This is a genomic window from Streptomyces sp. NPDC048415, assembly GCF_040651675.1.
Classification (GTDB): Bacteria; Actinomycetota; Actinomycetes; order Streptomycetales; family Streptomycetaceae; genus Streptomyces.
Genome location: NZ_JBEZKJ010000054.1, coordinates 17,070 through 37,142, shown reverse-complemented (window position 1 = coordinate 37,142; position 20,073 = coordinate 17,070). Strand labels below are relative to the sequence as shown.

General features: G+C 70.2%; 19 protein-coding genes. 7 read left to right on the top strand and 12 right to left on the bottom strand.

The features are described from left to right. Positions 1-291: 291 nt before the first annotated feature. Positions 292-810 carry a DUF2231 domain-containing protein gene (locus AB0D27_RS29200; protein ID WP_362514866.1) on the bottom strand — a complete coding sequence of 173 codons (519 nt, stop codon included), beginning with the start codon at positions 808-810 and terminating at the stop codon, positions 292-294. A 183-nt stretch (positions 811-993) separates the two neighbouring features. After that, on the bottom strand, positions 994-2,721 hold the full coding sequence (locus tag AB0D27_RS29195) for a cholesterol oxidase substrate-binding domain-containing protein (RefSeq protein WP_362514864.1): 1,728 nt from the start codon (positions 2,719-2,721) through the stop codon (positions 994-996). Positions 2,722-2,879: 158 nt separating this feature from the next. Between AB0D27_RS29195 and AB0D27_RS29190 the strand changes: the two genes are divergently transcribed. Then, entirely contained in the window at positions 2,880-3,863 is a 984-nt protein-coding gene (locus AB0D27_RS29190) for an aldo/keto reductase (protein WP_362514861.1), read from the top strand. A gap of 223 nt (positions 3,864-4,086) precedes the next feature. Beyond that, positions 4,087-5,241 carry an NAD(P)/FAD-dependent oxidoreductase gene (locus tag AB0D27_RS29185; RefSeq protein ID WP_362514859.1) on the top strand — a complete coding sequence of 385 codons (1,155 nt, stop codon included), beginning with the start codon at positions 4,087-4,089 and terminating at the stop codon, positions 5,239-5,241. An 18-nt stretch (positions 5,242-5,259) separates the two neighbouring features. On the opposite strand, the gene AB0D27_RS29180 is transcribed toward AB0D27_RS29185, so the two are convergent. Beyond that, positions 5,260-6,291 carry a hypothetical protein gene (locus AB0D27_RS29180; protein ID WP_362514856.1) on the bottom strand — a complete coding sequence of 344 codons (1,032 nt, stop codon included), beginning with the start codon at positions 6,289-6,291 and terminating at the stop codon, positions 5,260-5,262. A gap of 252 nt (positions 6,292-6,543) precedes the next feature. On the opposite strand from AB0D27_RS29180, the gene tgmA reads away from it, so the two are divergent. Both tgmA and tgmB read left to right on the top strand, forming a co-directional pair. Continuing rightward, the gene (tgmA, locus tag AB0D27_RS29175; RefSeq protein WP_028804150.1) at positions 6,544-6,735 is read left to right on the top strand and encodes a putative ATP-grasp-modified RiPP; all 192 of its coding nucleotides are present in this window, start codon (positions 6,544-6,546) and stop codon (positions 6,733-6,735) included. Positions 6,736-6,749: 14 nt separating this feature from the next. Continuing rightward, positions 6,750-7,703, top strand: coding sequence for an ATP-grasp ribosomal peptide maturase (gene tgmB / locus AB0D27_RS29170; RefSeq protein WP_362514853.1), 954 nt, complete (start codon positions 6,750-6,752; stop codon positions 7,701-7,703). A gap of 7 nt (positions 7,704-7,710) precedes the next feature. On the opposite strand, the gene AB0D27_RS29165 is transcribed toward tgmB, so the two are convergent. From AB0D27_RS29165 to AB0D27_RS29155, 3 genes are all read right to left on the bottom strand, one after another. After that, positions 7,711-9,300 carry a serine/threonine protein kinase gene (locus AB0D27_RS29165; protein WP_362514851.1) on the bottom strand — a complete coding sequence of 530 codons (1,590 nt, stop codon included), beginning with the start codon at positions 9,298-9,300 and terminating at the stop codon, positions 7,711-7,713. A 153-nt stretch (positions 9,301-9,453) separates the two neighbouring features. Further along, positions 9,454-10,653 (bottom strand): 4-hydroxybenzoate 3-monooxygenase, encoded by a 1,200-nt coding sequence (locus AB0D27_RS29160; RefSeq protein WP_362514904.1) that lies wholly within the window; start codon positions 10,651-10,653, stop codon positions 9,454-9,456. Positions 10,654-10,737: 84 nt separating this feature from the next. Then, positions 10,738-11,709 (bottom strand): LLM class F420-dependent oxidoreductase, encoded by a 972-nt coding sequence (locus AB0D27_RS29155; RefSeq protein ID WP_362514848.1) that lies wholly within the window; start codon positions 11,707-11,709, stop codon positions 10,738-10,740. A gap of 145 nt (positions 11,710-11,854) precedes the next feature. Here AB0D27_RS29155 and AB0D27_RS29150 point away from each other — a divergent pair, with 145 nt between their 5' ends. Together AB0D27_RS29150 and AB0D27_RS29145 are read left to right on the top strand one after the other, a co-directional pair. Further along, positions 11,855-13,294: a serine hydrolase domain-containing protein gene (locus AB0D27_RS29150; protein ID WP_362514846.1), complete on the top strand. Its 1,440-nt coding sequence runs from the start codon at positions 11,855-11,857 to the stop codon at positions 13,292-13,294. A 157-nt stretch (positions 13,295-13,451) separates the two neighbouring features. Then, positions 13,452-13,919, top strand: coding sequence for a hypothetical protein (locus AB0D27_RS29145; RefSeq protein ID WP_362514843.1), 468 nt, complete (start codon positions 13,452-13,454; stop codon positions 13,917-13,919). Between the two features lie 3 nt (positions 13,920-13,922). Here the strand turns inward: AB0D27_RS29145 and AB0D27_RS29140 are convergent, their stop codons facing one another. After that, a complete protein-coding gene (locus tag AB0D27_RS29140) occupies positions 13,923-14,192 on the bottom strand; it encodes a hypothetical protein (protein WP_362514841.1) in 270 nt (89 codons plus the stop codon). Between the two features lie 117 nt (positions 14,193-14,309). After that, entirely contained in the window at positions 14,310-14,525 is a 216-nt protein-coding gene (locus AB0D27_RS29135; protein ID WP_362514838.1) for a hypothetical protein, read from the bottom strand. A 152-nt stretch (positions 14,526-14,677) separates the two neighbouring features. Here AB0D27_RS29135 and AB0D27_RS29130 point away from each other — a divergent pair, with 152 nt between their 5' ends. Next, complete coding sequence (locus tag AB0D27_RS29130) at positions 14,678-15,169, top strand: VOC family protein (RefSeq protein ID WP_362514835.1); 492 nt, start codon at positions 14,678-14,680, stop codon at positions 15,167-15,169. Here AB0D27_RS29130 and AB0D27_RS29125 read toward each other — a convergent pair. The 4 genes from AB0D27_RS29125 to AB0D27_RS29110 all read right to left on the bottom strand — a co-directional run bounded on the left by AB0D27_RS29125 (position 15,166) and on the right by AB0D27_RS29110 (position 20,002). Next, complete coding sequence (locus AB0D27_RS29125) at positions 15,166-15,516, bottom strand: UBP-type zinc finger domain-containing protein (RefSeq protein ID WP_362514832.1); 351 nt, start codon at positions 15,514-15,516, stop codon at positions 15,166-15,168. The genes AB0D27_RS29130 and AB0D27_RS29125 overlap by 4 nt on opposite strands. Then, on the bottom strand, positions 15,513-16,955 hold the full coding sequence (locus AB0D27_RS29120; RefSeq protein ID WP_362514829.1) for an ATP-binding protein: 1,443 nt from the start codon (positions 16,953-16,955) through the stop codon (positions 15,513-15,515). The genes AB0D27_RS29125 and AB0D27_RS29120 overlap by 4 nt, the downstream gene beginning before the upstream one ends. Then, on the bottom strand, positions 16,952-18,628 hold the full coding sequence (locus AB0D27_RS29115; protein WP_362514826.1) for an FAD-dependent oxidoreductase: 1,677 nt from the start codon (positions 18,626-18,628) through the stop codon (positions 16,952-16,954). The genes AB0D27_RS29120 and AB0D27_RS29115 overlap by 4 nt, the downstream gene beginning before the upstream one ends. 120 nt (positions 18,629-18,748) lie before the next feature. Continuing rightward, positions 18,749-20,002 carry a DUF4032 domain-containing protein gene (locus tag AB0D27_RS29110; protein ID WP_362514823.1) on the bottom strand — a complete coding sequence of 418 codons (1,254 nt, stop codon included), beginning with the start codon at positions 20,000-20,002 and terminating at the stop codon, positions 18,749-18,751. Between the last annotated feature and the right edge of the window lie 71 nt (positions 20,003-20,073).

Genomic DNA, 20,073 nt, shown 5'->3' with positions numbered 1-20,073 from the left:
GAGGCTGATGGTGGGGGAGTGTTCACGTCCATGAACAACGAGCGCATTCATGGAGGCGTGGTGATCGGGAACTTAAAGGTCTGCACCAGAGTCGTCAAGAGATGAAGCAAAGGAGCCCTTAAATTGGGCTGGGTTCACAAGGAGTTGAACGGTTGGAGATCTCCCGGTGACGACGAAAAGCCGAGGCTCTGCCAGTGCAGAACCTCGGCTGGGGCATGCGGTTGTCGGGGAAGGAGGCCTTGTCCGTTGACCGGCCGGGGCGAGAAAGCCCCCGGCGGAACCGGAGTCCGGTCAGTGACCTTGGCTCTGCCCGGTCTTCGAGAAACCGTCGTGCCAGGCGGCCTTGGCGCCCGAGTCACCTATGCGGTAGACGTCCACGACGGCGCCCGTCGCCACCGCCAGGGAAAGGACGACGGCGGCGATCCGGATCGGCGCGGACGTCCAGCGTGCCGTCGTGCCACGGGTGCCGTCCTGAACGCCGGCCGCGCTCCGGGCCGTCCACCAGACCGCCGCCGACAGCACGAAGAGGCCAAGGGCCCACGGCAGGAGACCGTCACCGAGTTCGGCGTGCTTGCGGACCAGGGAGGAACTGTCGACGTGCGCTTCCAGCCACTCGCCCGCATGCGTGGCCAGTGGCACGCTCGCCAGCGTCACCAGGGCCAGCACGGGCAGCAGGATGCCCAGCCGCCGTGCGACGCGTGGCCAGATCGCGCCGGCGACGAGCGCCACTGCGCTGAGCGGCACCAGCACGATGACGAAGTGCACGAACAGGACGTGCGCGGGCAGACCGTTGACAACTGTGAGGCTCATCAGGCTCGTCTCCCGGAGACGCTGGGTTGTGGAGGGCGGGCGCGGGAGGCGGGTGCGTTGATCGTCCGCCGCCCGGCGGCTCGCAGCCTGACACAGGAACTTCTCAGCTTCTTCTGAGGCGGGAGTGGTGGGAGACCTGCTGTGTGGTGACCGCGCGACGCCCCCTTCGGACGCCGCCCGGAGTCACGGGAACAGCCGCTTGAGGAAGGCGTTGTCGAACACCCGGTGCGGGTCGAGCCGGTCCAGTACGGCGGCCGTCGCGTCCCAGTCCGCTCCTTCACCGTCGTCGAACGAAGCGGGTACGGCGGCGCCCAGAACCTGCGGATCGGACCATGCCGCCTCGTCCGTGTAGGCCCAGCCCTTGGACCATTCGACACGCGTCAGGGCGTGTTCACCGTCGTACGTCGTGAGAAGGAAGCGCTCCAACTCGCGGTAGAACTCCGGCGCGTCGGGTGTACCGGGCAGGGTGAGCACGTCCAGCCAGACGGCCGTGTCCCACTCGGGGTGATCGGCCCGGGGGCGCAGCGCGGACAGCAGCGGGGCGCGGGCGCCGGGCGACTCCACGTCGGACGGGTCGTCGAGACCGGTCACACGGATCTCGACCTGGCCGTTGACGGGGAACCGCCCCTGGGCCGCGTACGCGGTCAGCCGCTCCCGGTAGAAGGTGGTGAACTCCCAGACGACGCGCTGTGCCTGAGCCCGTGAGGTGAGCACGGCGTAGCCGTTGGCGGTTACCCGGAGCGTGGTGGGTTTGATGTAGAGCAGCGTGTTCTTGGACGGCCCCCAGATGTCCGCCGACAGCGTGGCCGTCAGCCCCAGGGTGGCCGCGGTGAGCTGCGCGGTCCCCAGGACCGGAGCCAGGTACCAGGCCGCTTGGGACACCATCCGCCCGGCGAGATCGGCCACCACCGTGGGGATGTTGTCCGAGAAGGGATAGTTGTACGGCGACGTCACGCGGCGCGAGGTGAGCGGCCGGGTGGGGACGACGCTCCACACCTTCAGCCAGGGGAACTCCGTGAACGCGAACCAGATCGCCTCCGCACGCCCCGACTCGTCGAGGAAGCTCGCGAAGGTACGTCCCTCACTGCCCGGCTTGGCGAAGAGTTCGGCGGCGGGGATGTCGACACGGCTGACACAGCGCAGATTGGTGTTGACCCCGACGCGCAGCACGACCTCGGTGATCAGGGCGCGGCCCAGATGGGCCAGGAGCGCCGCGCCGTCCGCGTCGTCACGGTCGTACGTGCGCAGCGCATAGGCGTCGGCGGCGGGGTCCCAGACCACGGCCGTCAGCGACAGCACGAGATTGCTGAGCGAGCCGTACGTGTGCCCGGCCGGCCGGCTCTCGTCGTCGGCCGGTACGGCGGTGCCGTGGGCGTCGATGGCCAGGGCGCCGCCGAGGGTCAGGTCGCCCGGCGCGGGCGTCGCGGTGAGGCCGAGGCCGTGCTCCTCCAGGAAGCCGAGCAGCGCTTCCAGCGTCACGCCGGCACCGGCTCGTACGGCGGCGGGCTCGGTCGACTCCAGGGACAGACCGGTCAGCCGGGTGGAGGTGTCGACCAGCAGAACGCGGGCATCGGCCGTGGTCCCCGTGGGGACCGTCAGCGGCGACCAGCCGTGCGAGCGGCCTCGCGCGCGGACCGTCCAGCCCTGCTGCCGGGCCCAGTTGACGACCTGGACGACCTGGTCCGCGTCGCGGGGCGCACAGGCCCACAGTGCGTCCGCGGTGATCTGGCCGACCCAGTTGCGATACGCCGACCGGTAGACGTCGACGCCGTCGGGGAACCCGGGCAGATCGGCCGCCGCGGCACGGCCCGGCACCGCGAGCGGCGGCCCGGCGACGAGCGCGGCGGCGCTGAGCAGGAATCCTCGACGTGACCAGGCGGGGTGCCCTTCACTTCTTAAATGGTGGGTCATGTGCCGCACGCTAGGCGTTAGTTGACACGAATCAGTTATCCGTCGAAGCGCTTCACTCGTACGGGTGACAAACCCTCACAGAGGGTTCTTCGCGAACGCACAGACGCGCGGGGTGGGTGGCGTCCTGTGTGCGGGCGGGGGAGTGTCAGACTGGCGGCATGGACGAGCGCGTATTCGACAGGTCGGGTCAGCATGCTTCGGTCATCGGTCTCGGCACGTGGCAGTTGGGTGCCGACTGGGGTGAGGTGAGCGAACGGGACGCCTTGGCGGTGCTGGAGACGGCGGCCGAGTCGGGGGTGACCTTCTTCGACACGGCCGACGTGTACGGCGACGGGCGGAGCGAGGAGATGATCGCCACGTTTCTGCGCGGCAGGCCGGACCTGCATGTGCTGGTCGCGACGAAGATGGGCCGCCGCCTCGAGCAGATCCCGGAGAACTACGTCCTGGACAACTTCCGTGCCTGGAACGACCGTTCCCGGCGCAACCTCGGCGTCGACCGCCTCGACCTGGTGCAACTGCACTGCCCGCCGACGCCCGTCTACTCCTCCGACGAGGTGTACGACGCCCTCGACACCCTGGTCGAGGAGGAGCGGATCGCCGCGTACGGGGTGAGCGTCGAGACATGCGCGGAGGCACTGACGGCGATCGCCCGCCCGAACGTGGCGAGCGTCCAGATCATCCTCAACCCCTTCCGTATGAAGCCCCTGCGTCAGGTCCTCCCGGCGGCCCGGGAGGCGGGCGTCGGCATCATCGCCCGCGTCCCGCTGGCCTCCGGTCTGCTCTCCGGCAAGTACACCAAGGACACCGTCTTCGCGGCGGACGACCACCGGACGTACAACCGCCACGGAGACGCCTTCGACCAGGGCGAGACCTTCTCCGGCGTCGACTTCGCGACGGGCGTGGAGGCGGCGGCCGAGTTCTCCGCCCTCGCCCCGGAGGTCGGCACCTCGGCCCAATTGGCGCTGCGCTGGATCATCCAGCAGCCCGGCGTGACCACGGTGATCCCGGGCGCCCGCTCACCCGAGCAGGCCCGTGCCAACGCGGCGGCCGGGAAGCTGCCTGAACTGCCTCAGAAGACGCTGGACGCCATCGAGGAGCTGTACGAGCGGCGGATCAAGGAGCAGGTCGAGGGGCGCTGGTAGGAGAGGTCCTGGGCGCGGGTGCGGGGCGCGGGTACGGCTATCTCGGTAAGGCGTACGAACGTGTTCGTTAGGTACTTGTTCCTGGCGAACATGTTCGTTAGCTTGGAGGGGTGGTTGCGCCCCCCTCTCGGCGTGACCGGTCCGTACGCGGTGCCCACTCCACCGTGACGGGCCCCTGCCGTCGTCCATCCTCGACGGCTGCCCACGCCCAAGGAGCCCTGCCATGTCGACCCCACACCACCACTCCATCGCCGTGATCGGCGCCGGTCTCGGCGGTCTCACGCTCGCCCGCGTACTGCACCTGAACGGCATCGCCGCCGCCGTCTTCGACCTCGACGCCTCACCGGCGGCCCGCGCGCAGGGCGGCATGCTCGACATGCACGAGGACTCCGGACAGGCCGCGCTGCGGGCCGCCGGGCTCTACCAGGAGTTCCGCGCGATCATCCACGCCGGCGGCGAGGCCATGCGCATCCTGGACAAGGACGCCATCGTCCGGATGGAGGACGACGGCGAGGGCGGCGAGCGCCCCGAGGTCCCCAGGGGCGCCCTGCGCGACATCCTGCTCGGCTCGCTGCCCGAGGGCACCGTCCGCTGGGGAGCCAAGGTCACCGGGACCCGCAAGCTCGACGACGGGCGGCACGAGGTGACGCTCGACGGCGGGGAGACGTTCACCGCCGATCTGCTGATCGGCGCCGACGGAGCCTGGTCGAAGGTGCGGCCCCTGGTCTCGGACGCCACTCCGGGCTACTCGGGCGTCTCGTTCGTCGAGGCGCACCTCCTCGACGCCGACGCCTGTCACCCGCACAGCGCCGCCGTCGTCGGCGGGGGCATGCTGTTCGCGCTCGGCGAGGAGAAGGGCCTCCTCGCCCACCGCGATCCGGACGGCTCACTGCACGTGTATGTCGCCCTGAAGACGCCCGCCGACTGGGTGACCTCGGACGCCATCGACTTCGCCGACCGCGAAGCGGCCAAGCGGCGTCTCCTGGAGTACTTCGACGGCTGGGACGCGCGCCTGCGCTCGCTCATCGCCGAGGCGGACGGCGCTCTCGTTCCCCGGCCGATCCACGCGCTGGCCGCCGACCACCGCTGGGACCGTGTCCCCGGCGTCACGCTGCTCGGTGACGCGGCTCATCTGATGTCCCCGTTCGCGGGCGAGGGAGCGAACCTCGCCATGCTCGACGGCGCCGAACTGGCGACCGCCCTCGCGGCCCACCCCGACGACGTCGAAAAGGCCCTGACCGCGTACGAGGAGGCACTCTTCCCTCGCGCCGCGTCCGCGGCGGCCGGGTCCGCCGCGAACCTCACCCTCTGCTTCGGCCCGGACACCCCGCAGACCCTGGTCGACCAGATGGCCGTGTACCGCTCCGAGTCCGCCTGATCGTCCCCCGGGCTCAGTTCAGCCCTGCCGGGGAGCCGCTCCGCGCAGCGCCGCGATGCAGGAGCCGATCGCCTGCTGGAGATCCTCCAGACGCTGCACCATGTCGTCCTCGTAGATGTCGTCGGCGTCGTCGAGGGTGAGCTCCTCGAACACCCTCGTGGCCTTCTGCAGGCTGCTGTAGAACTTCGTCCGGCGTTCCTGGACGCGCAGTTCGGGGTCGGCCTCCACGGTTTCGACGACGAGGCTCTTCATGGTGTCGTACGCCTCCGTCGCCCACTCACCGGAGTCCTCGCCCTCGTCCAGCTCGTCGAGCAGGGACAGGTGCCGCTCGGCCTCGTCGCGGAGTTCCGCCGGAGCGTCCAGGGTCTGTCCGGCCGGTGTCCTGATCTGACCCTTCTCCGCGATCTGGCGCACGTACCCGATACGGTCGGCCGCCCTGCTCTCGGTGGCGACCGCCTTCTTCAGCTCGTCGGTACGGGCGATGTCCCGGGCCAACTCGGCCTGCAGCGCCGGGTCTTCCTTCAGCCGGTCGAGGAGCGCGTGCCGTGCGGCCTGGGCTGTGGAGGGGTCGGCGAGGATGGCGGCCCGCAGCGCGGTCGGGTTCTCGGCGACCTCGAGGGCCTTCGTGGGGCGGATGCCCTCGGCCTCGGCCGCCTGGGCGATCGCGGTGCCGCGCTCCGAGGCGGCGCTGGAGCGGGAGACGTAGTACGTGAGCCACACCTCGGCGTCCGGCAGCTCGATGTCCTCGCCGGGGACCAGGATTTCGAAGTGCGGGACGAGACCGTCGTCGGCGGCCTTGTCCCACGCCTTGTAGTAGCGCATGACGCGTTCGGGTGAGCACCGGGCCAGTTCGGCGAACTCCTTCGCGGACACCTTCGGTGTCTCGGCCGAGGACTGCCCGCCCGGACGGACACTGCGCGCCACCTTGAGCGCGAAGGCCCAGCCACCCGTCCGCGCATAGGCCCCGAAGTCGTGCGCGTCCCGCGCGACGGGGTCGGGTACGTCCTCGCGCGCGGGGGAATCTGCGGACGGTGCGATGGCTGCGGTCACCGGGAACTCTCCTGGGATGGTGCGGCGTTGATGTCACGGAGGATGAAGCATTGGCCGAAGGTCTGGGCGGAATCAAAGCAGACAGGCGTAGACCGGACCCAAGCGGAAACCCAAGTAAAACGGAAACGAGCAAGCCGGAAACGACGCGATGTGATGACCTTCACCCCGAAGTGGCGGAAAGTGATGAATTCCTTACGGTCGTGACACGTACGGGTGGGCGTCGAGCATCGTGAGACCGCGGGAGGATCTTTCGTGCGACCGTTCACCCTCAACTACGCCTTGCCCACAGGGCAGTCGGCCGCAGTACCTCCGTACCACTTCGATGTGTCCCTGCAATTGAACGTGCTGCCCGACGGCCGGCCGGCCGTCAGCGACCGCGCGCTCTTGATGGCCACCGGAACCACGACGTCCACCGCCGGCTCCCAGACGCACTTCGACGACTGACGGCCGCCGCCCGCATGACGGTACTCATTCTCACGGCGGAGCAGGACGTCACCGCCGACATGGTGGTGGCCAAACTGCACCAACGGGGCGTGCCCATGGTGCGCCTCGACCCCGCCGACCTGCCCGGCAAGGCAGTCCTGTCCGCCGACTACGCCCATGGTGACTTCGACGGCTATCTGTCGGTCAACGGCCATGTACTCAGCATGGGAGGACTGCGATCGGTGTGGGTGCGCCGGCCGGGCGAGCCGGCGGCCCACGCGGCCGAGCCCTCGCCGTGGCTCACCGCCGAGACCCGGCAGGCCCTGTTCGGCATGCTCTACTCCGCCTCGACCCGCTGGATGAACCATCCGCGCCGCGCCGAACAGGCCCGGCACAAGCCCTGGCAGCTGCGGATCGCCCACACCAGCGGTTTCGCGGTGCCGCCCACCATCATCACGACCGCTCCGCGGGTGGCCCAGCAGTTCGTCGAGGAGTACCGCGAGGTGGTGGTGAAGTCGGCCTCAGGGCCGCCGCCCGGCGAGCCGCCGGTGGCCCTGCCGACCACGCTGATCGGGCCCGACGCGGACTTCTCGGGCGTCGCGGCCGGTCCCGCGCTGCTCCAGCGTTACATTCCCAAGCGCGCCGACATCCGGTTGACCAGCATCGGCACCCGCCTGTTCGCCGCCCGCAAGACCGCCGTGCCCGGGCAGATCGACGGTCGGTTCGGTGACACCGGGCACGCCTGGGAGATCACCGCGGTGCCCGAGCGGATCGCGCGCTCCGTCCACGACTATCTCGCCTTCACCGGACTCGCCTACGCCGCCTTCGACTTCGCCGAGGACGCGGAGGGCGTCTGGTGGTTCCTGGAGGGCAATCAGGGAGGCCAGTTCGGGTTCATCGAGTTGGAGACCGGACAGCCCATCGCCGACGAGGTCGCCCTGTGGCTGTCGCAGCGAAGACCCGACCTCCCTGCCCCGGAGGGTCATTGACGCGGGATCACCGTGAACCGGGCTGGAACGACTGAAGGAAGACATCCAGCGCCCGCCGGTTGGCGGAGGCGTTCCAGTCGTCGGCCGGCGTCGTCCATCTCAGCGAGAAACCCCGGTGGTCGCTGAGCAGGAAGCCCCGGCCGAACGTGCGCTCACGGACTCCCTGGGACACGGAGAACCACTCCATGTCGGCACCCTTGAGGCCGCGATAGTCCACGGCACGGATGTCGCCCACCCGCTGGTAGCCGGAGGATTCGCCGCGCAGGGACGGTTCCAGCGCGCTCCAGACCGCGACGGGGTCCGGGCCCAGCCGGGTGCTGTAGGTGACGGCCAGCGTGCGCGGGTCACCGCTCGCGCCGAACGTGATCCGGTAGGACACGTCGGTGGAGCCCTTCGTTCGCAGAGGTTTCCAGCCTTGGGGGAGGTCGATGGAGAAGCCCTGGGGCGCCTGGTAGCGGTGGAAGCCGGCCGGCGCCTCGCCGATGGTGATGGGCGGCGAGGGGGTGGGCGACACGGTGGCGGTCGGCCGGGGGAGCGTGCCGGCGGCGGTGGGGAGCGTGCCGGAGGCCGTCGGTGAGGGCGCTGAGCCCGATGCGGACGTGTCACCGCCGGGGATTCCGCCCGCCAGGGTGAGCACGGCGAAGCAGAGGACCGTGACGGCGAGCGCCCCGCCCAGCAGGACCGGCCGGCTGACGGCCCGTCCGCCATGTGTCCGCCCGGCGCTCCCGGGGGCGGCACCGGTGTCCCGCAAGAGGGTCAGGGGCGCGGTCGGCGCGGCATCGTCGAGCTCCTCCTTGAGGATGCGGGTCAGCGCCTCACGCACGACCGGTTCGGGCACCCGTTCCAGGGGATCCCAGCGCAGCAGACCCTGAATGGCCGGTGCGAGCGGGCCCGCGCTCAAGGGAGCCCGGATGGGCAGCCGATCCACCGCGCGGAGCGTGGCGTCGAGGCGTCCCCGGTCCCGGATGGCCGGCCGTCCCTCGACCATCGCATACATGATCGCGCCCAGCGCCCACAGGTCCGCTGCCGGCCCGGTGCCCTCGCCACGAGCCTGCTCCGGGGAGGCGTACGACGGCGCGGTGACGCGGGACGAGGCGGTGGCCCCCATCAGTCCGAATCCGGTGACCGTGACCGTGCCCCGCTCGTCCGCGCACACCTGACCGGGACTGAGATCGCCGTGCGTCACCCCCTCACGATGGGCTGCGACGAGGACGTCGAGGAGGCCGAGCCCGACCCGGGCCGCCCCTACGTAGTTCACCGGACCGCGCCCGAGGAGCTCGGTCAGCGGGGCGCCGGGGGAGCGCTCGGTGACCGTCCACACGAAGCCGTTCTCCTCGAACACGTCGACCACGGCGGGCACCCGGCCGGGACAGATCATCCCCAGCAGCTCGGAGTCGCGCTGGATCCGGGCAACGGTGCCGAGCTCCGCATCCTCGCGCCGATGTTCCGGGAGCCGCGAGCGGGTCACGGTGACCTGTCGCGCGAGGTCGAGGTCGTGACCGTGCCATCCGACACGGCCCACTTCCCGGTGGGCGAGTTCGAGGAGGCGGTATCTTCCGGCGACCAACTCGCCCGTGAAGTCTTGCACCTTGACCATCGTCATCCCTCGCTGCGCACCGGGCTCTCACCTTTCCCGGAAGTACGGAGCGTGTGACGTTGAGTGCTCAACGGGAAGTGGTTCCGGAGGCCTCTTTTTCCTCAACTCCCCAATGATCGCCCACCTGTGCGAAAGTTTCAGGCCGGTGGTGGCTCACCGCACAGCCGCCTTGCCGATGTACGAGTCCGCGAAGGTGACCGCCGCGGCGGGCGAGCCCAGAATCCTCCGCAGCCGCGCACCCGCGGACCCCGCCCGGAAGGGGTCGCCGGAGGACGGCCCGTGCAGCAACTCCGCGAACCACTGCGAGAATTCCTGGTACTCCCACACGCGCCGCAGACAGGCCGCCGAATACCCGCGCAGCCCGCTGCCGTCGCCCGTCGCGAAGTAGGCGATGAGCGCGTCCGCCAGCAGCAGAGCGTCGTTCAGCGCCAGGTTCATGCCCTTCGCGGCGATCGGCGCCACCAAGTGGGCGGAGTCGCCCGCCAGGAACAGCCGCCCGTACGTCATGGGCTCCACGACATAGCTGTGCATGTCGAGCACCCGCTTCTCGATCAGCTGCCCCTCGGTGAGCGGTGGTGCCCCCGTCACCGCCAGCCGGGCGTGCAGCTCCGACCACACCCGTTCGTGCGGCCAGTTCTCCGGATCCTCGCCGGGCCGGACCTCCAGGTAGTAGCGGGTGACCTCGGGACTCCGGGCCATATGGGCGCCGAATCCGCGCGGGTGGACGCCGAAGACGACACAGTCGGACGACGGCGGAGCCTCGGCGAGCAGCGCCAGCCAGCCGACTCCGTAGTCGTACCGGGCCACGGAACCGCGCTCCGGCGGCACATAGCTGCGGGTCACTCCGCGCGCTCCGTCGCAGCCCGCGATGGTCTGGCAGTCGATGCGCCGCCGCTCACCGGTCGCCGGATCCGTGTACAGCACCGAGGGGTGGTCGCCGTCGATACCGTGCAGGGCCACGTCCCGTGCCCCGAACCGGATGTCGCCGCCGCGCACATCGGCGTACTCGCGCACCAGGTCGGTCACCAACAGCGGCTGCGGATAGACGAAGTGACGGTCACCGGTCAGTTCGGAGTACGGGAAGCGGTGGCGCTCGCCGTCGATCCGGAACTCGCACTCGCTGTGCGGCTGCGCCCGCTCCACGAGCCGGCCGGCCAGCCCATGCCGGCGCAGCGCCCGTACCGCCCACTCCTCGATGAACCCCGCCCGGGGCCGCTGTTCGATGAACTCCCGACTCTCGGTCTCCAGGACCACGCAGTCGACGGACGCGGCGCGCAGGATGTTGCCGAGGGTGAGACCGGCCGGTCCCGCGCCGACGATGACGACGGGGACGCGCTGTACGGGGGTGGGGATGATCACCTCAGCATTATGACGCTGACCCGTCAACCGTCGGCATCCCCCTTGGCTTCGACCCGAGTTGACACCCGCTGATGTCCGTCAAGCGAAAGCGCCGCGCAGCTCGGGCAGCAGCGTCTTCGCCGACCAGTCGAGGAACTCGTGCTGGCTGTCGCCGCCGATCTGCACGAGCGCGACCTCGGTGAAGCCCGCCTCCGTGAAGGGGCGTACGGCTTCCACGAAGGTGTCCGGATCGTCGCCGCACGGAATCGACTCGGCGACGTCGTCGGGCGTGACGAACTGAGTCGCGTCGGCGAAGGAATCGGGGTGCGGAAGTTCCGAGTTGACCTTCCAGCCGCCGCCGAACCAGCGGAACTGGTCGTGCGCGCGCCGCACGGCCGCGTCCCGGTCGGTGTCGTAACAGACCGGAAGCTGACCCACTCGGGGCTTGCCCTCTCCGCCATGCTGGTCGAAGGCGGTGAGCAGCTCCGGTTTGGGCTCCACCGCGATGACGAGGTCGGCGTAGCGGCCCGCGAGCGCGCAGGACCGTTCACCGGAGACCGCGACGCCGATCGGCGGCGGCTGGTCCGGCAGATCCCACAGCTTGGCCGATTCCACGTCGAAGTGCGTCCCGCGACGATTGACGTGGCGCCCCTCGAACAGGGCGCGGATGATGTCGAGTGCCTCCTCCAGCATCTCGTGCCGCACATCCACGGACGGCCAACCGCCGCCCACCACATGCTCGTTGAGGTTCTCGCCCGAGCCGAGGCCCAGCCGGAACCTGCCCTGGGACAGCAGTTGCATGGTCGCCGCCTTCTGCGCCACCACCGCCGGGTGATAGCGGAAGGTCGGACAGGTCACATATGTCATCAACGGAATGCGCGACGTGGCCTGGGCCGCGGCGCCGAGCACACTCCACACGTACGGGGAGTGCCCTTGCGTGCGCAGCCACGGAAAGTAGTGGTCAGACGCCACCGAGAAGTCGAAGCCGGTCTCCTCGGCCCGTACGACATGGTCGACGAGGTCCCGGGGGCCGGCCTGCTCTGTCATCATCGTGTATCCGATTTGCACCATAAAAGACGGGTAACCCGGACGCGTGCGTGTACACAACCCCGCCGCAACTCGTGGACACGCCCGAGCCCGCACGGGAAAGATGACCCATGCACGCGTTGCCCGTCCACCGCGCCGCATCCCCCGCCCCGAGCCGCCCGGAGCCGCTATGAGTGCCCGTCCCCTGCCTGTCAGCACACCTGGTGAGCAGGGAGTCGACGCGTCGGGCATTCACGCGTTCCTCGACGCCGTCGAGGCCGAGGCGGGCATGGAACCGCACAGCCTGATGATCCTGCGGCACGGTCACGTCGTGGCCTCCGGCTGGTGGGCGCCGTACACCCCCGAGCGCCTGCAACTGCTCTACTCGGTCAGCAAGAGCTTCACCTCCACGGCAGCGGGGTTCGCCGTCGCCGAGGGTCTGCTGGACCTCGACGACCCGGTGATCTCCCACTTCGCCGAGTTCGAGGCCGACATCACCGACCCGCGCAGCCGCGCGATGCTCGTACGGCATATCGCCGCCATGGCCAGCGGCCACGTCGCCGAGACCTACGCCGCGGCGGCCCGGCTGGACCGGAAGGAGGGCGTCCGGGGCTTCCTGCTGATCCCGCCGGACCGTGACCCCGGCACCGTGTTCGCGTACAACCAGTCCGCCACCTACGCCCTCGCCGCGATTGTCCAGCGCGTGACCGGCCAGTCGCTGACCGCCTATCTGAGGCCCCGGCTGCTCGACCCGCTGGGCATCGGCGAGGCCGCCTGGACGCGGGACCGGGCCGGTCGCGACCTCGGGTTCAGCGGTCTGCACGCCGCGACCGACGCGATCGCCCGGCTGGGCCAGCTGTATCTGCGGGGCGGCGTCTGGGAGGGACGGCGGCTGCTCCCGGCCACCTGGATCGCCGAGGCCACTCGCGCGCACGTCTCCAACGCGGACGGTACGGCCGAGGGGGCGCTGTCGGACTGGCAGCAGGGGTACGGATTCCAGTTCTGGAGATCGCGGCACGGATACCGCGGCGACGGGGCGTACGGGCAGTTCTGTCTCGTCCTGCCCGAGCATGACGCGGTGATCGCGACGACCGCCGCGACCGAGCGCATGCAGGACCTCCTGAACCTGGTGTGGCAGCACCTGCTGCCCGCGTTCGGCACCGCTCCGCTCCCGGGCAGACAGGAGGACGGGCTGCGGCGGCGGCTCGACCGGCTCGCCCTGCCACCGGTCGAGGCGCGTTCCGAGCCGCCGGAGCGCGGCGACGCCTGGGCGGGCGCCGAGTTCGTCCCGGCCGGCGGCGCCTGCGCGGACCAGCGCAGTCTGACCGGGGTCGAGGTTGCTGCGGACGCGGGCGGCTGGCGCGTCTCGCTGGCCGAGGGCGAGAGGCGGCTCGACCTGCGGCTCGGCGCACCCGGCTGGACCGTCGACCCGGGTCCCGTCCCCACAGCGGTGAGCGGAGGGTGGACCGACCCGCAGACCCTGGGCATCGACGTGCTCTTCCTGGAGACGCCGCACCGGATGACGGTGACCTGCTCCCTCCTCGACCGCACGTTCACCGCGCGGTGGCACACGACCCCACTGCACGGCGGCCCCCTGCGCTCACTGCACGCCCCACGCCACGCACCGTAACCGCCCAGCGGAAAACGCCAGACCGCGCCACCCCTTCCGCCGCATAGAAATATCTACCAACATGCGTATGCCGAGGGGCGGATGGGCAACCACGAGTCCCGAGGCTGCGTCTTTCTCCGCGCCTGCCGAGCGGAGGGGAATATCCCCGGGGTGGTCCATGACGAACGCGATGTGGATGCAAAGTGTGGAGTGGCTCGCCGCGGCCGCCAAGGATCCCCGGGCGTGCAAACGGGAGTGGGACCAGGGCAGCGGCGGCGTCCTCCTCGAAGCCGGGCGCTTCTGGGACGTGCTGAGCGTTCCCGAACAACTGGGCCTGCTCGCCCTGGACATCCTGTGGTGCGAGCCGCTTCAGGTGCCGGGACCCACGCTGGTGGACTGCGCCGCCCACCGCGTCGGCTTCTTCATGCCGCCCGACCCGGCCAGCCGCTGGGTGGGCTCGGGCATCCGCCACCTCGGCAGGGGATCGTGGATCGCCGTACCGCCGCCGTACCGGTCCGCGGGATCCCTGGAGTGGATCATCCCGCCCGACGGAACCGGTGCCTTGCACCTCGCGGCCCCCTTGGAGCTGGCGCTGCGTCAGGCCAACGGCACGCTCGCCGTCCTCGCCCCCCTCGGTGAGGAATAGCCGTCACCAGCCGGGCAGACCACGGGGAACAGGAACCGCGGGCACGGGCTCGACTTCGTCCTCCGCTTCAGGAGCGGGTGCGGCGAAGGAGGCCCACAGCACCTCGCGGACATCGCGGCGTTCCGGAACCAGGCGGCCCTCGGCCCGCCACTCCGCGACGAGCTGAGCGTAGATCGGCGGATGGCTCCGGTAGTCATTGGTCAGTTCGGCGTACGGGCGGCCCGCGTACGCGCGGGACGGAATGCGGCGCGGGGCTGTGAGAGTGCTGTCCATGACGAGGCAACGGCCCTCTGTATGCCGGTGGTACGCGCCCTTGCCGCCGCCCACCGGGTCGGGTGAACGCGCCCCCCGTTCGGAGCAACGCGATGGCTCGATGAACCGATCGGCGTACTAGGCGGCCCCGTAGTAGTGCGCCTGGCCCCCACGCCACTTCACCCACGCCGGGTCGTCCAGGAGGTCCTCCGCATCGGGCAGACCCGCCCGGCCGAGGAACTCGATCAGGTCCTCGTCGGAGAACGCCATGCCGAGGTTCTCTCCCCGCGCGGTCACCTGGCGACCGCCGGTGCCCAACGCTGGGTGCACGATCAATGGAGCCCGTCCGGACATGTCTCCAGCATCGTCCCGAACGCTCCCGCGCGCATCCGGACGGGGGTGGTCGGCACAGGTGCGCTTGACCGGGAGGAGGGGTGGTCTACAGTTGGCCCAAACTGGTTGAATCCACCACCAAGGGTGTTCCGGCGCTACCTCAGGAGGTCCCGATGGATCCGGTGGACCCGGCAGCGATCGAGGCGCGGCGGCAGCGGATCCGGGACGCGTATCTGGTCGTGGAGAGACCGGCCAGCTCCGCCCGCGGTGTGCACCATGTCGCGCTGCTCTCCTCGGACGTGGAGAGGACGGTGCGGTTCTACCAGGAGACCCTGGGGTTCCCGCTCACGGAGATGATCGAGAACCGCGACTACAAAGGGTCGACCCACTTCTTCTTCGACCTCGGCAACGGCAATCTGCTGGCCTTCTTCGATTTCCCCGGACTCGACCTCGGCCCTTACGCCGAGGTACTCGGCGGACTCCACCACCTGGCCATCTCGGTCGACCCCACCACCTGGCGACGGTTGGGCGAGCGGCTGGACGCCGCGGGGGTCGAGTACGTGCGGGAGAGCGACACGTCGATCTATTTCCGCGACCCCGACGGCGCGCGCGTCGAACTGCTCGCCGAACCGCTCGGCGAGATGTACGGCCGGTCGGTGCGCTAGCGCAGGATCTCCGCCCAGTTCGCCGGGACGCGTCCCGCGGGTCCGGGGACGGGCTGGTCGGCCGGGTGGCTCACCGGGGGAGCGAGGTCGGGCCCCGACTCGTACACATCGGACGTGTCGTAGTTCCAAAACCAGCTCTCGCCCGGCTCGAAACTGCGGATGATCGGGTGGCCGGTGTTCTGCGCGTGGGCGGTGGCGTGCTTGGCCGGCGAGTCGTCGCAGCAGCCGATGTGGCCGCACTGGGCGCACCGGCGCAGATGGAACCACCATCCGCCGGCGGCGTCGCATTCGGTGCAGCCGGTGCCGCTCGGCGGGACGGAGGGGTCGATTCCGGTCGGCGTGCTCATGACGGCTCCTCGGAGGTGTCCGTAGCGGTCAGGGGAAGGCGTACCTGGAAGCGCGTGTCGCCGGGCACGGACTGCACCTGGAGGCTCCCGTGGTGTTTGTTGACGACGATCCGCCACGAGATGTCCAGGCCGAGACCGGTGCCCTCACCCACCGGCTTGGTGGTGAAGAACGGGTCGAAGATGCGGTCGCGGATCTCCGGCGGAACCCCGGTCCCGGTGTCACCGAACTCGACGAGCGCCTGGTCCCGATCGAGCGCGGTGCGCACCGTCAGCGTCCCCTCGCCGCCCATCGCCGAGACGGCGTTGTCGATGAGGTTCGTCCACACCTGGTTCAACTCGCCCGGATAGGCGGGGATCCTCGGCACCGTGCGGTCGTACTCCTTGACGACCTTGATCCCCGAGCCCATCTTTCCCGAGAGCATCAGCAGCGTGCTGTCCAGCAGTTCGTGCACGTCGGCCACCTGGTAGGGAGCACGGTCGAGCTGCGAGTACTGCTTGGCCGCGTTCACGAGGTGCGATATACGGGTCGTGGAGTCCTCGATCTCGTTCATGAGCAGCTCGGTCTCCACGGTGTAGTTCAGCCACCGGACCGCGCCTTCGAGGGTCTGCTCGTCCACGGCGGCCGCGACCTGGTCCAGCCAGTCCGTGTCGAGCCCCGCCTGCACAAACGTCGGTGCCAACTGCCAGCCGCCCGCGATCTCGTGGTCGTCGAGCCAGTCGGCGAGCGCGTCCTCCCGGTCGGAGGCCTCGAGAGGGCTGAGCGCAGTGGCCTTGGCGACCTGTTCGGCGGTGCGCTCCTGGATCTCGACGAGCGTCGCCAGGGTGTCGCGCGCGTAGGGGCCCGACGCGATCGCGCCGAGCTTGTGCCGCATGTGGGCCACCCGGTCCCGCAGCGTGGACGTGGCCCGAACCGCCGCCGCGGCCGGGTTGTTGAGCTCATGAGTCAGTCCGGCGGACAGTGAGCCGAGCGCCAGCAGCCGCTCGCGCTGGCCGATCGCCCGCTGAGTGTTCTGGCTGCCGAAGAACAGCCCCTCCAGCAGATGGACGGCCATGGGGAACCAGTCCCGCAGGATCGCCGAGAACGTCTCCGCGGGCAGGGTGAAGAAACGCGAGGGCTCGGTGACCCGTACGGAGCCCTTGTAGAACGCCTGGTCCGGTCCGGCCAGATACGCCTGCATGGCGCCCGCGTACACCCCGCGCTGGGAGCTGCGGCTGATCTCCACATCGTCGGCGCCGACGCGGCGCGACATCACGAGGGTGCCTTCGAGGAGCACGTAGAAGCAGGTGGCCGGATCGCCCTCGGAATAGACGGGCCCGGGCTCGAACTGCTCCACGCGGCCTTCCCGGCACAGCCGCTCGAGCTGCTCCGCGTTGAGCTTCTCGAACAGGAACAGCGTGCTGAGCTCCGCCGCGTCGCACGGCATCGGCCGCGCGCTCATGACTGCTCCAGATAACGGTGGACGAGCATGACGGCCATGGCTCCCTCTCCGACCGCGGACGCGACCCGTTTCGCGGACTCCGCTCGCGCGTCGCCGGCCACGAACACGCCGGGCACATTGGTCTCCAGGTGGTACGGCGGCCGGTCCAGTTCCCAGCCCCGGGGCGGCTGCCCGTCGGGCGTCATGTCCGGGCCGGTCATGATGAATCCGCGCGCGTCCATGAGCACGGTCCCCTCCAACCAGCCGGTGAGCGGGGCCGCGCCGATGAACACGAACATCCACTGCGCGTCCACGAGTTCGGTGTGCCCGCTCGTCACATCGCGCAGGGTGAGCTGTTCGAGATGGTCCGTGCCGTGCGCGGCATCGACGACCGCGCCGGTGCGCACGGTGATGTTGGGCGCTTCATTGATCTGCTGAACCAGATAGTGCGACATCGACGCGGACAGCGAGGAGCCGCGCACCAGGATGGTGACGGACTTGGCGCCCCGGGCCAGATACATGGCGGCCTGCCCGGCGGAGTTCGCCCCGCCCACGATGTACACGTCGTGGCCCTGGCAGGCGGCCGCCTCGGTGAGCGCCGAACCGTAGAAGACCCCGCACCCCGTCAGGTCGGCGAGTCCCGGCGCCTCGAGCTGCCGGTAGGAGACACCGGTCGCCAGAATCACCGAGTGCGCGGAGATCGCGGAACCGTCCGAGAACCGGATGGTGCGCGACGCCCCGGTGACCGCGAGGCCGGTCACCTCGCGGGCGGTCAGGATCTCGGCACCGAACTTCGCCGCCTGGCGGCGGGCCCGGTCGGTGAGCTGCGCCCCGGAGACGCCGTCGGGGAAGCCGAGATAGTTCTCGATCCGGGAGCTCTGCCCTGCCTGCCCTCCGGTCGCCGACCGCTCCACGAGAACGGTCCGCAGCCCCTCGGACGCGCCGTACACGGCGGCGCCGAGCCCGGCCGGACCGCCGCCGATGACGACGAGGTCGTAGAACTCCGCGGTCGGTGTGGTCGCCAGCCCCACCCGCGCCGCGAGATCCGGATCCTCGGGCTCGACCAGCGGCGTTCCGTCCGGCGTGATCACCAGCGGCAGCCGCTCGCCGTCCTGCCCGGCGGCGGCCAGCAGCCGCTGCCCTTCCGGCGTGTCGGAGGAGTACCAGCGGTAGGGCACCTGGTTGCGGGCCAGGAACTCCCGTACGTCCGAGGAGCGCGCCGACCACCGGTGCCCGACCACCTTGCACGTCGGAACGGGCCGGTAGTCGCTGGCCCGCCAGGCGTCCAGCAGGTCGTCAAGGACCGGGTAGAGCTTCTCCTCGGGCGGATCCCACGGTTTGAGCAGGTAGTGATCCAGATCGATCACATTGATCGCGTCGATCGCCGCGTTCGTGTCCGCGTACGCGGTCAGCAGCACCCGGCGCGCGCCCGGATACACGTCGAGCGCCTGCTCAAGGAACTCGATGCCGTTCATCTGCGGCATCCGGTAGTCGGCGAGGATCACCGCGACCTGGTCACCGCGCAGCTTCAGCTGCCGCAGCGCGTCCAGCGCGGCCTCCCCGGACTCGGCGCGCACGATCCGGTGCGCCTCGCCGTAGCGCCGCCTGAGGTCGCGGGCGACGGCGCGCGACACCCCGGGATCGTCATCGACGGTCAGAATGACGGTCCGCGCTGGACTGGCGGCCTGTGCCATACGTCTCCCACCCCGTGCAGGTCAGTGTCGTCCCGGCCGGGCGACGCCTCGGGGGGAACGGCGTGGGGCCGGTACACGCCCAATCGTATGTACGATCGGTCCCCTTTGCTCAGGAACCGGCTACTCACCGGGCGACACCGGCACCTCCGCCCGTGGCGGCAGGGCGTCTCGGACCTTCGGAAGGATGTGCGCGACGTAGTCGTCGACGGCCGTGTCCAGGCCGATGTCGTGCTGGGCGTGCTCGGACAGGAACCAGCGGTGTTCGAGCAGCTCGTGGTACAGCTCGGCCGGGTCCATCGAGCCGCGCAGGTCCAGCGGCACGGCCCGGACGGTCGGCCGGAACACGTCCCGCACCCAGCGGTGGGCCAGCACCTCGGGGCGGGCGGCGAGGGGGTCGCCGGGCGCGTAGTCGTCCTGGGTGGCCATCCAGCTCTCCAGGTCGTTCAGGAGCCGGCGCGCCTGGTTCTCCTCGGTGTCGAGCCCGGTCAGCCGCAGCAGCTGGCGCTGATGGTGGCCCGCGTCGACGACCTTGGGCACGAAGGTGACGGTGTCGCCGTTGGAGGAGTGGGCTATCTGCATCTCGGCGACGTCGAAGCCGAGGTCGTTGAGCCGGCGGATGCGGCGGTCGATGTAGTGGTACTTGCCCGCCGGGTACACGGAGGTGCGGGTCAGCTCCTCCCACAGGCTCCCGTAGCGCGCGCAGATCTCCATGCCGAACTCGATCGGGTCCACCGACGGGTGCAGGGCCCCGGCCGCCTCCAGGTCCAGCAGCTCGCCGCTGATGTTGACCCGGGCGAGATCGAGGTCGTACTCCCGCTGCCCATGGCTGAGTTGGGAGTGGAGATCCCCGGTCTCGGCGTCCACCAGATAGGCCGCGTACGCTCCCGCGTCCCGCCGGAACAGCGTGTTGGACAGCGAGCAGTCGCCCCACGCGAACCCCGCCAGATGCAGCCGGACCAGCAGCACGGCCAGCGCGTCCATCAGCCGGTGCATGGTGGCGGGCCGCATCGTCGTCTCGAACATCGACCGGTACGGCATGGAGCCGCCCAGGTGCCGGGTGATCAGTACGGGCTCCAGCGGCGCACCGTCCCGGTCGCTGCGCCCCGTCACCACGGCGAGCGGATCGACTGCCGGGATACCGAGCCGGTCCAGGCTGCGCAGGAGCTCGTACTCGCGCACGGCGGGCCGCTCGGCGAGCTCCTTGACGGCCACCACCTCGTCCCCGGCGCGCGCGTAGCGCACCACGTGCCGGGAGATGCCGCGCGGCAGCGGCACCAGGTAGTGCTCGGGCCACTCCTCCAGGGGCAGCTGCCAGGGCAGTTCGAGCAGGAGCGCGGGATGCTCCGGGTTGGTGGCGCTGATCTGCAAAGCCATCGCTGGGCTGCCCTCACCTCAGGTCGAACACTGTTCCGGCTCAAGCATCTATGAATGATCCGGGAGGTGGA

Bases quoted from the DNA above. Each gene is read 5' to 3' on its own strand.
- AB0D27_RS29130 (WP_362514835.1), top strand. From the start codon at position 14,678: ATGGATCCGGTGGACCCGGCAGCGATCGAGGCGCGGCGGCAGCGGATC.
- AB0D27_RS29200 (WP_362514866.1), bottom strand. From the start codon at position 810: ATGAGCCTCACAGTTGTCAACGGTCTGCCCGCGCACGTCCTGTTCGTG.
- AB0D27_RS29115 (WP_362514826.1), bottom strand. From the start codon at position 18,628: ATGGCACAGGCCGCCAGTCCAGCGCGGACCGTCATTCTGACCGTCGAT.
- AB0D27_RS29190 (WP_362514861.1), top strand. From the start codon at position 2,880: ATGGACGAGCGCGTATTCGACAGGTCGGGTCAGCATGCTTCGGTCATC.
- AB0D27_RS29195 (WP_362514864.1), bottom strand. From the start codon at position 2,721: ATGACCCACCATTTAAGAAGTGAAGGGCACCCCGCCTGGTCACGTCGA.
- AB0D27_RS29150 (WP_362514846.1), top strand. From the start codon at position 11,855: ATGAGTGCCCGTCCCCTGCCTGTCAGCACACCTGGTGAGCAGGGAGTC.
- AB0D27_RS29110 (WP_362514823.1), bottom strand. From the start codon at position 20,002: ATGGCTTTGCAGATCAGCGCCACCAACCCGGAGCATCCCGCGCTCCTG.
- AB0D27_RS29155 (WP_362514848.1), bottom strand. From the start codon at position 11,709: ATGGTGCAAATCGGATACACGATGATGACAGAGCAGGCCGGCCCCCGG.
- AB0D27_RS29165 (WP_362514851.1), bottom strand. From the start codon at position 9,300: ATGGTCAAGGTGCAAGACTTCACGGGCGAGTTGGTCGCCGGAAGATAC.
- AB0D27_RS29145 (WP_362514843.1), top strand. From the start codon at position 13,452: ATGACGAACGCGATGTGGATGCAAAGTGTGGAGTGGCTCGCCGCGGCC.
- AB0D27_RS29135 (WP_362514838.1), bottom strand. From the start codon at position 14,525: ATGTCCGGACGGGCTCCATTGATCGTGCACCCAGCGTTGGGCACCGGC.
- AB0D27_RS29120 (WP_362514829.1), bottom strand. From the start codon at position 16,955: ATGAGCGCGCGGCCGATGCCGTGCGACGCGGCGGAGCTCAGCACGCTG.
- AB0D27_RS29140 (WP_362514841.1), bottom strand. From the start codon at position 14,192: ATGGACAGCACTCTCACAGCCCCGCGCCGCATTCCGTCCCGCGCGTAC.
- AB0D27_RS29125 (WP_362514832.1), bottom strand. From the start codon at position 15,516: ATGAGCACGCCGACCGGAATCGACCCCTCCGTCCCGCCGAGCGGCACC.
- AB0D27_RS29185 (WP_362514859.1), top strand. From the start codon at position 4,087: ATGTCGACCCCACACCACCACTCCATCGCCGTGATCGGCGCCGGTCTC.
- tgmB (WP_362514853.1), top strand. From the start codon at position 6,750: ATGACGGTACTCATTCTCACGGCGGAGCAGGACGTCACCGCCGACATG.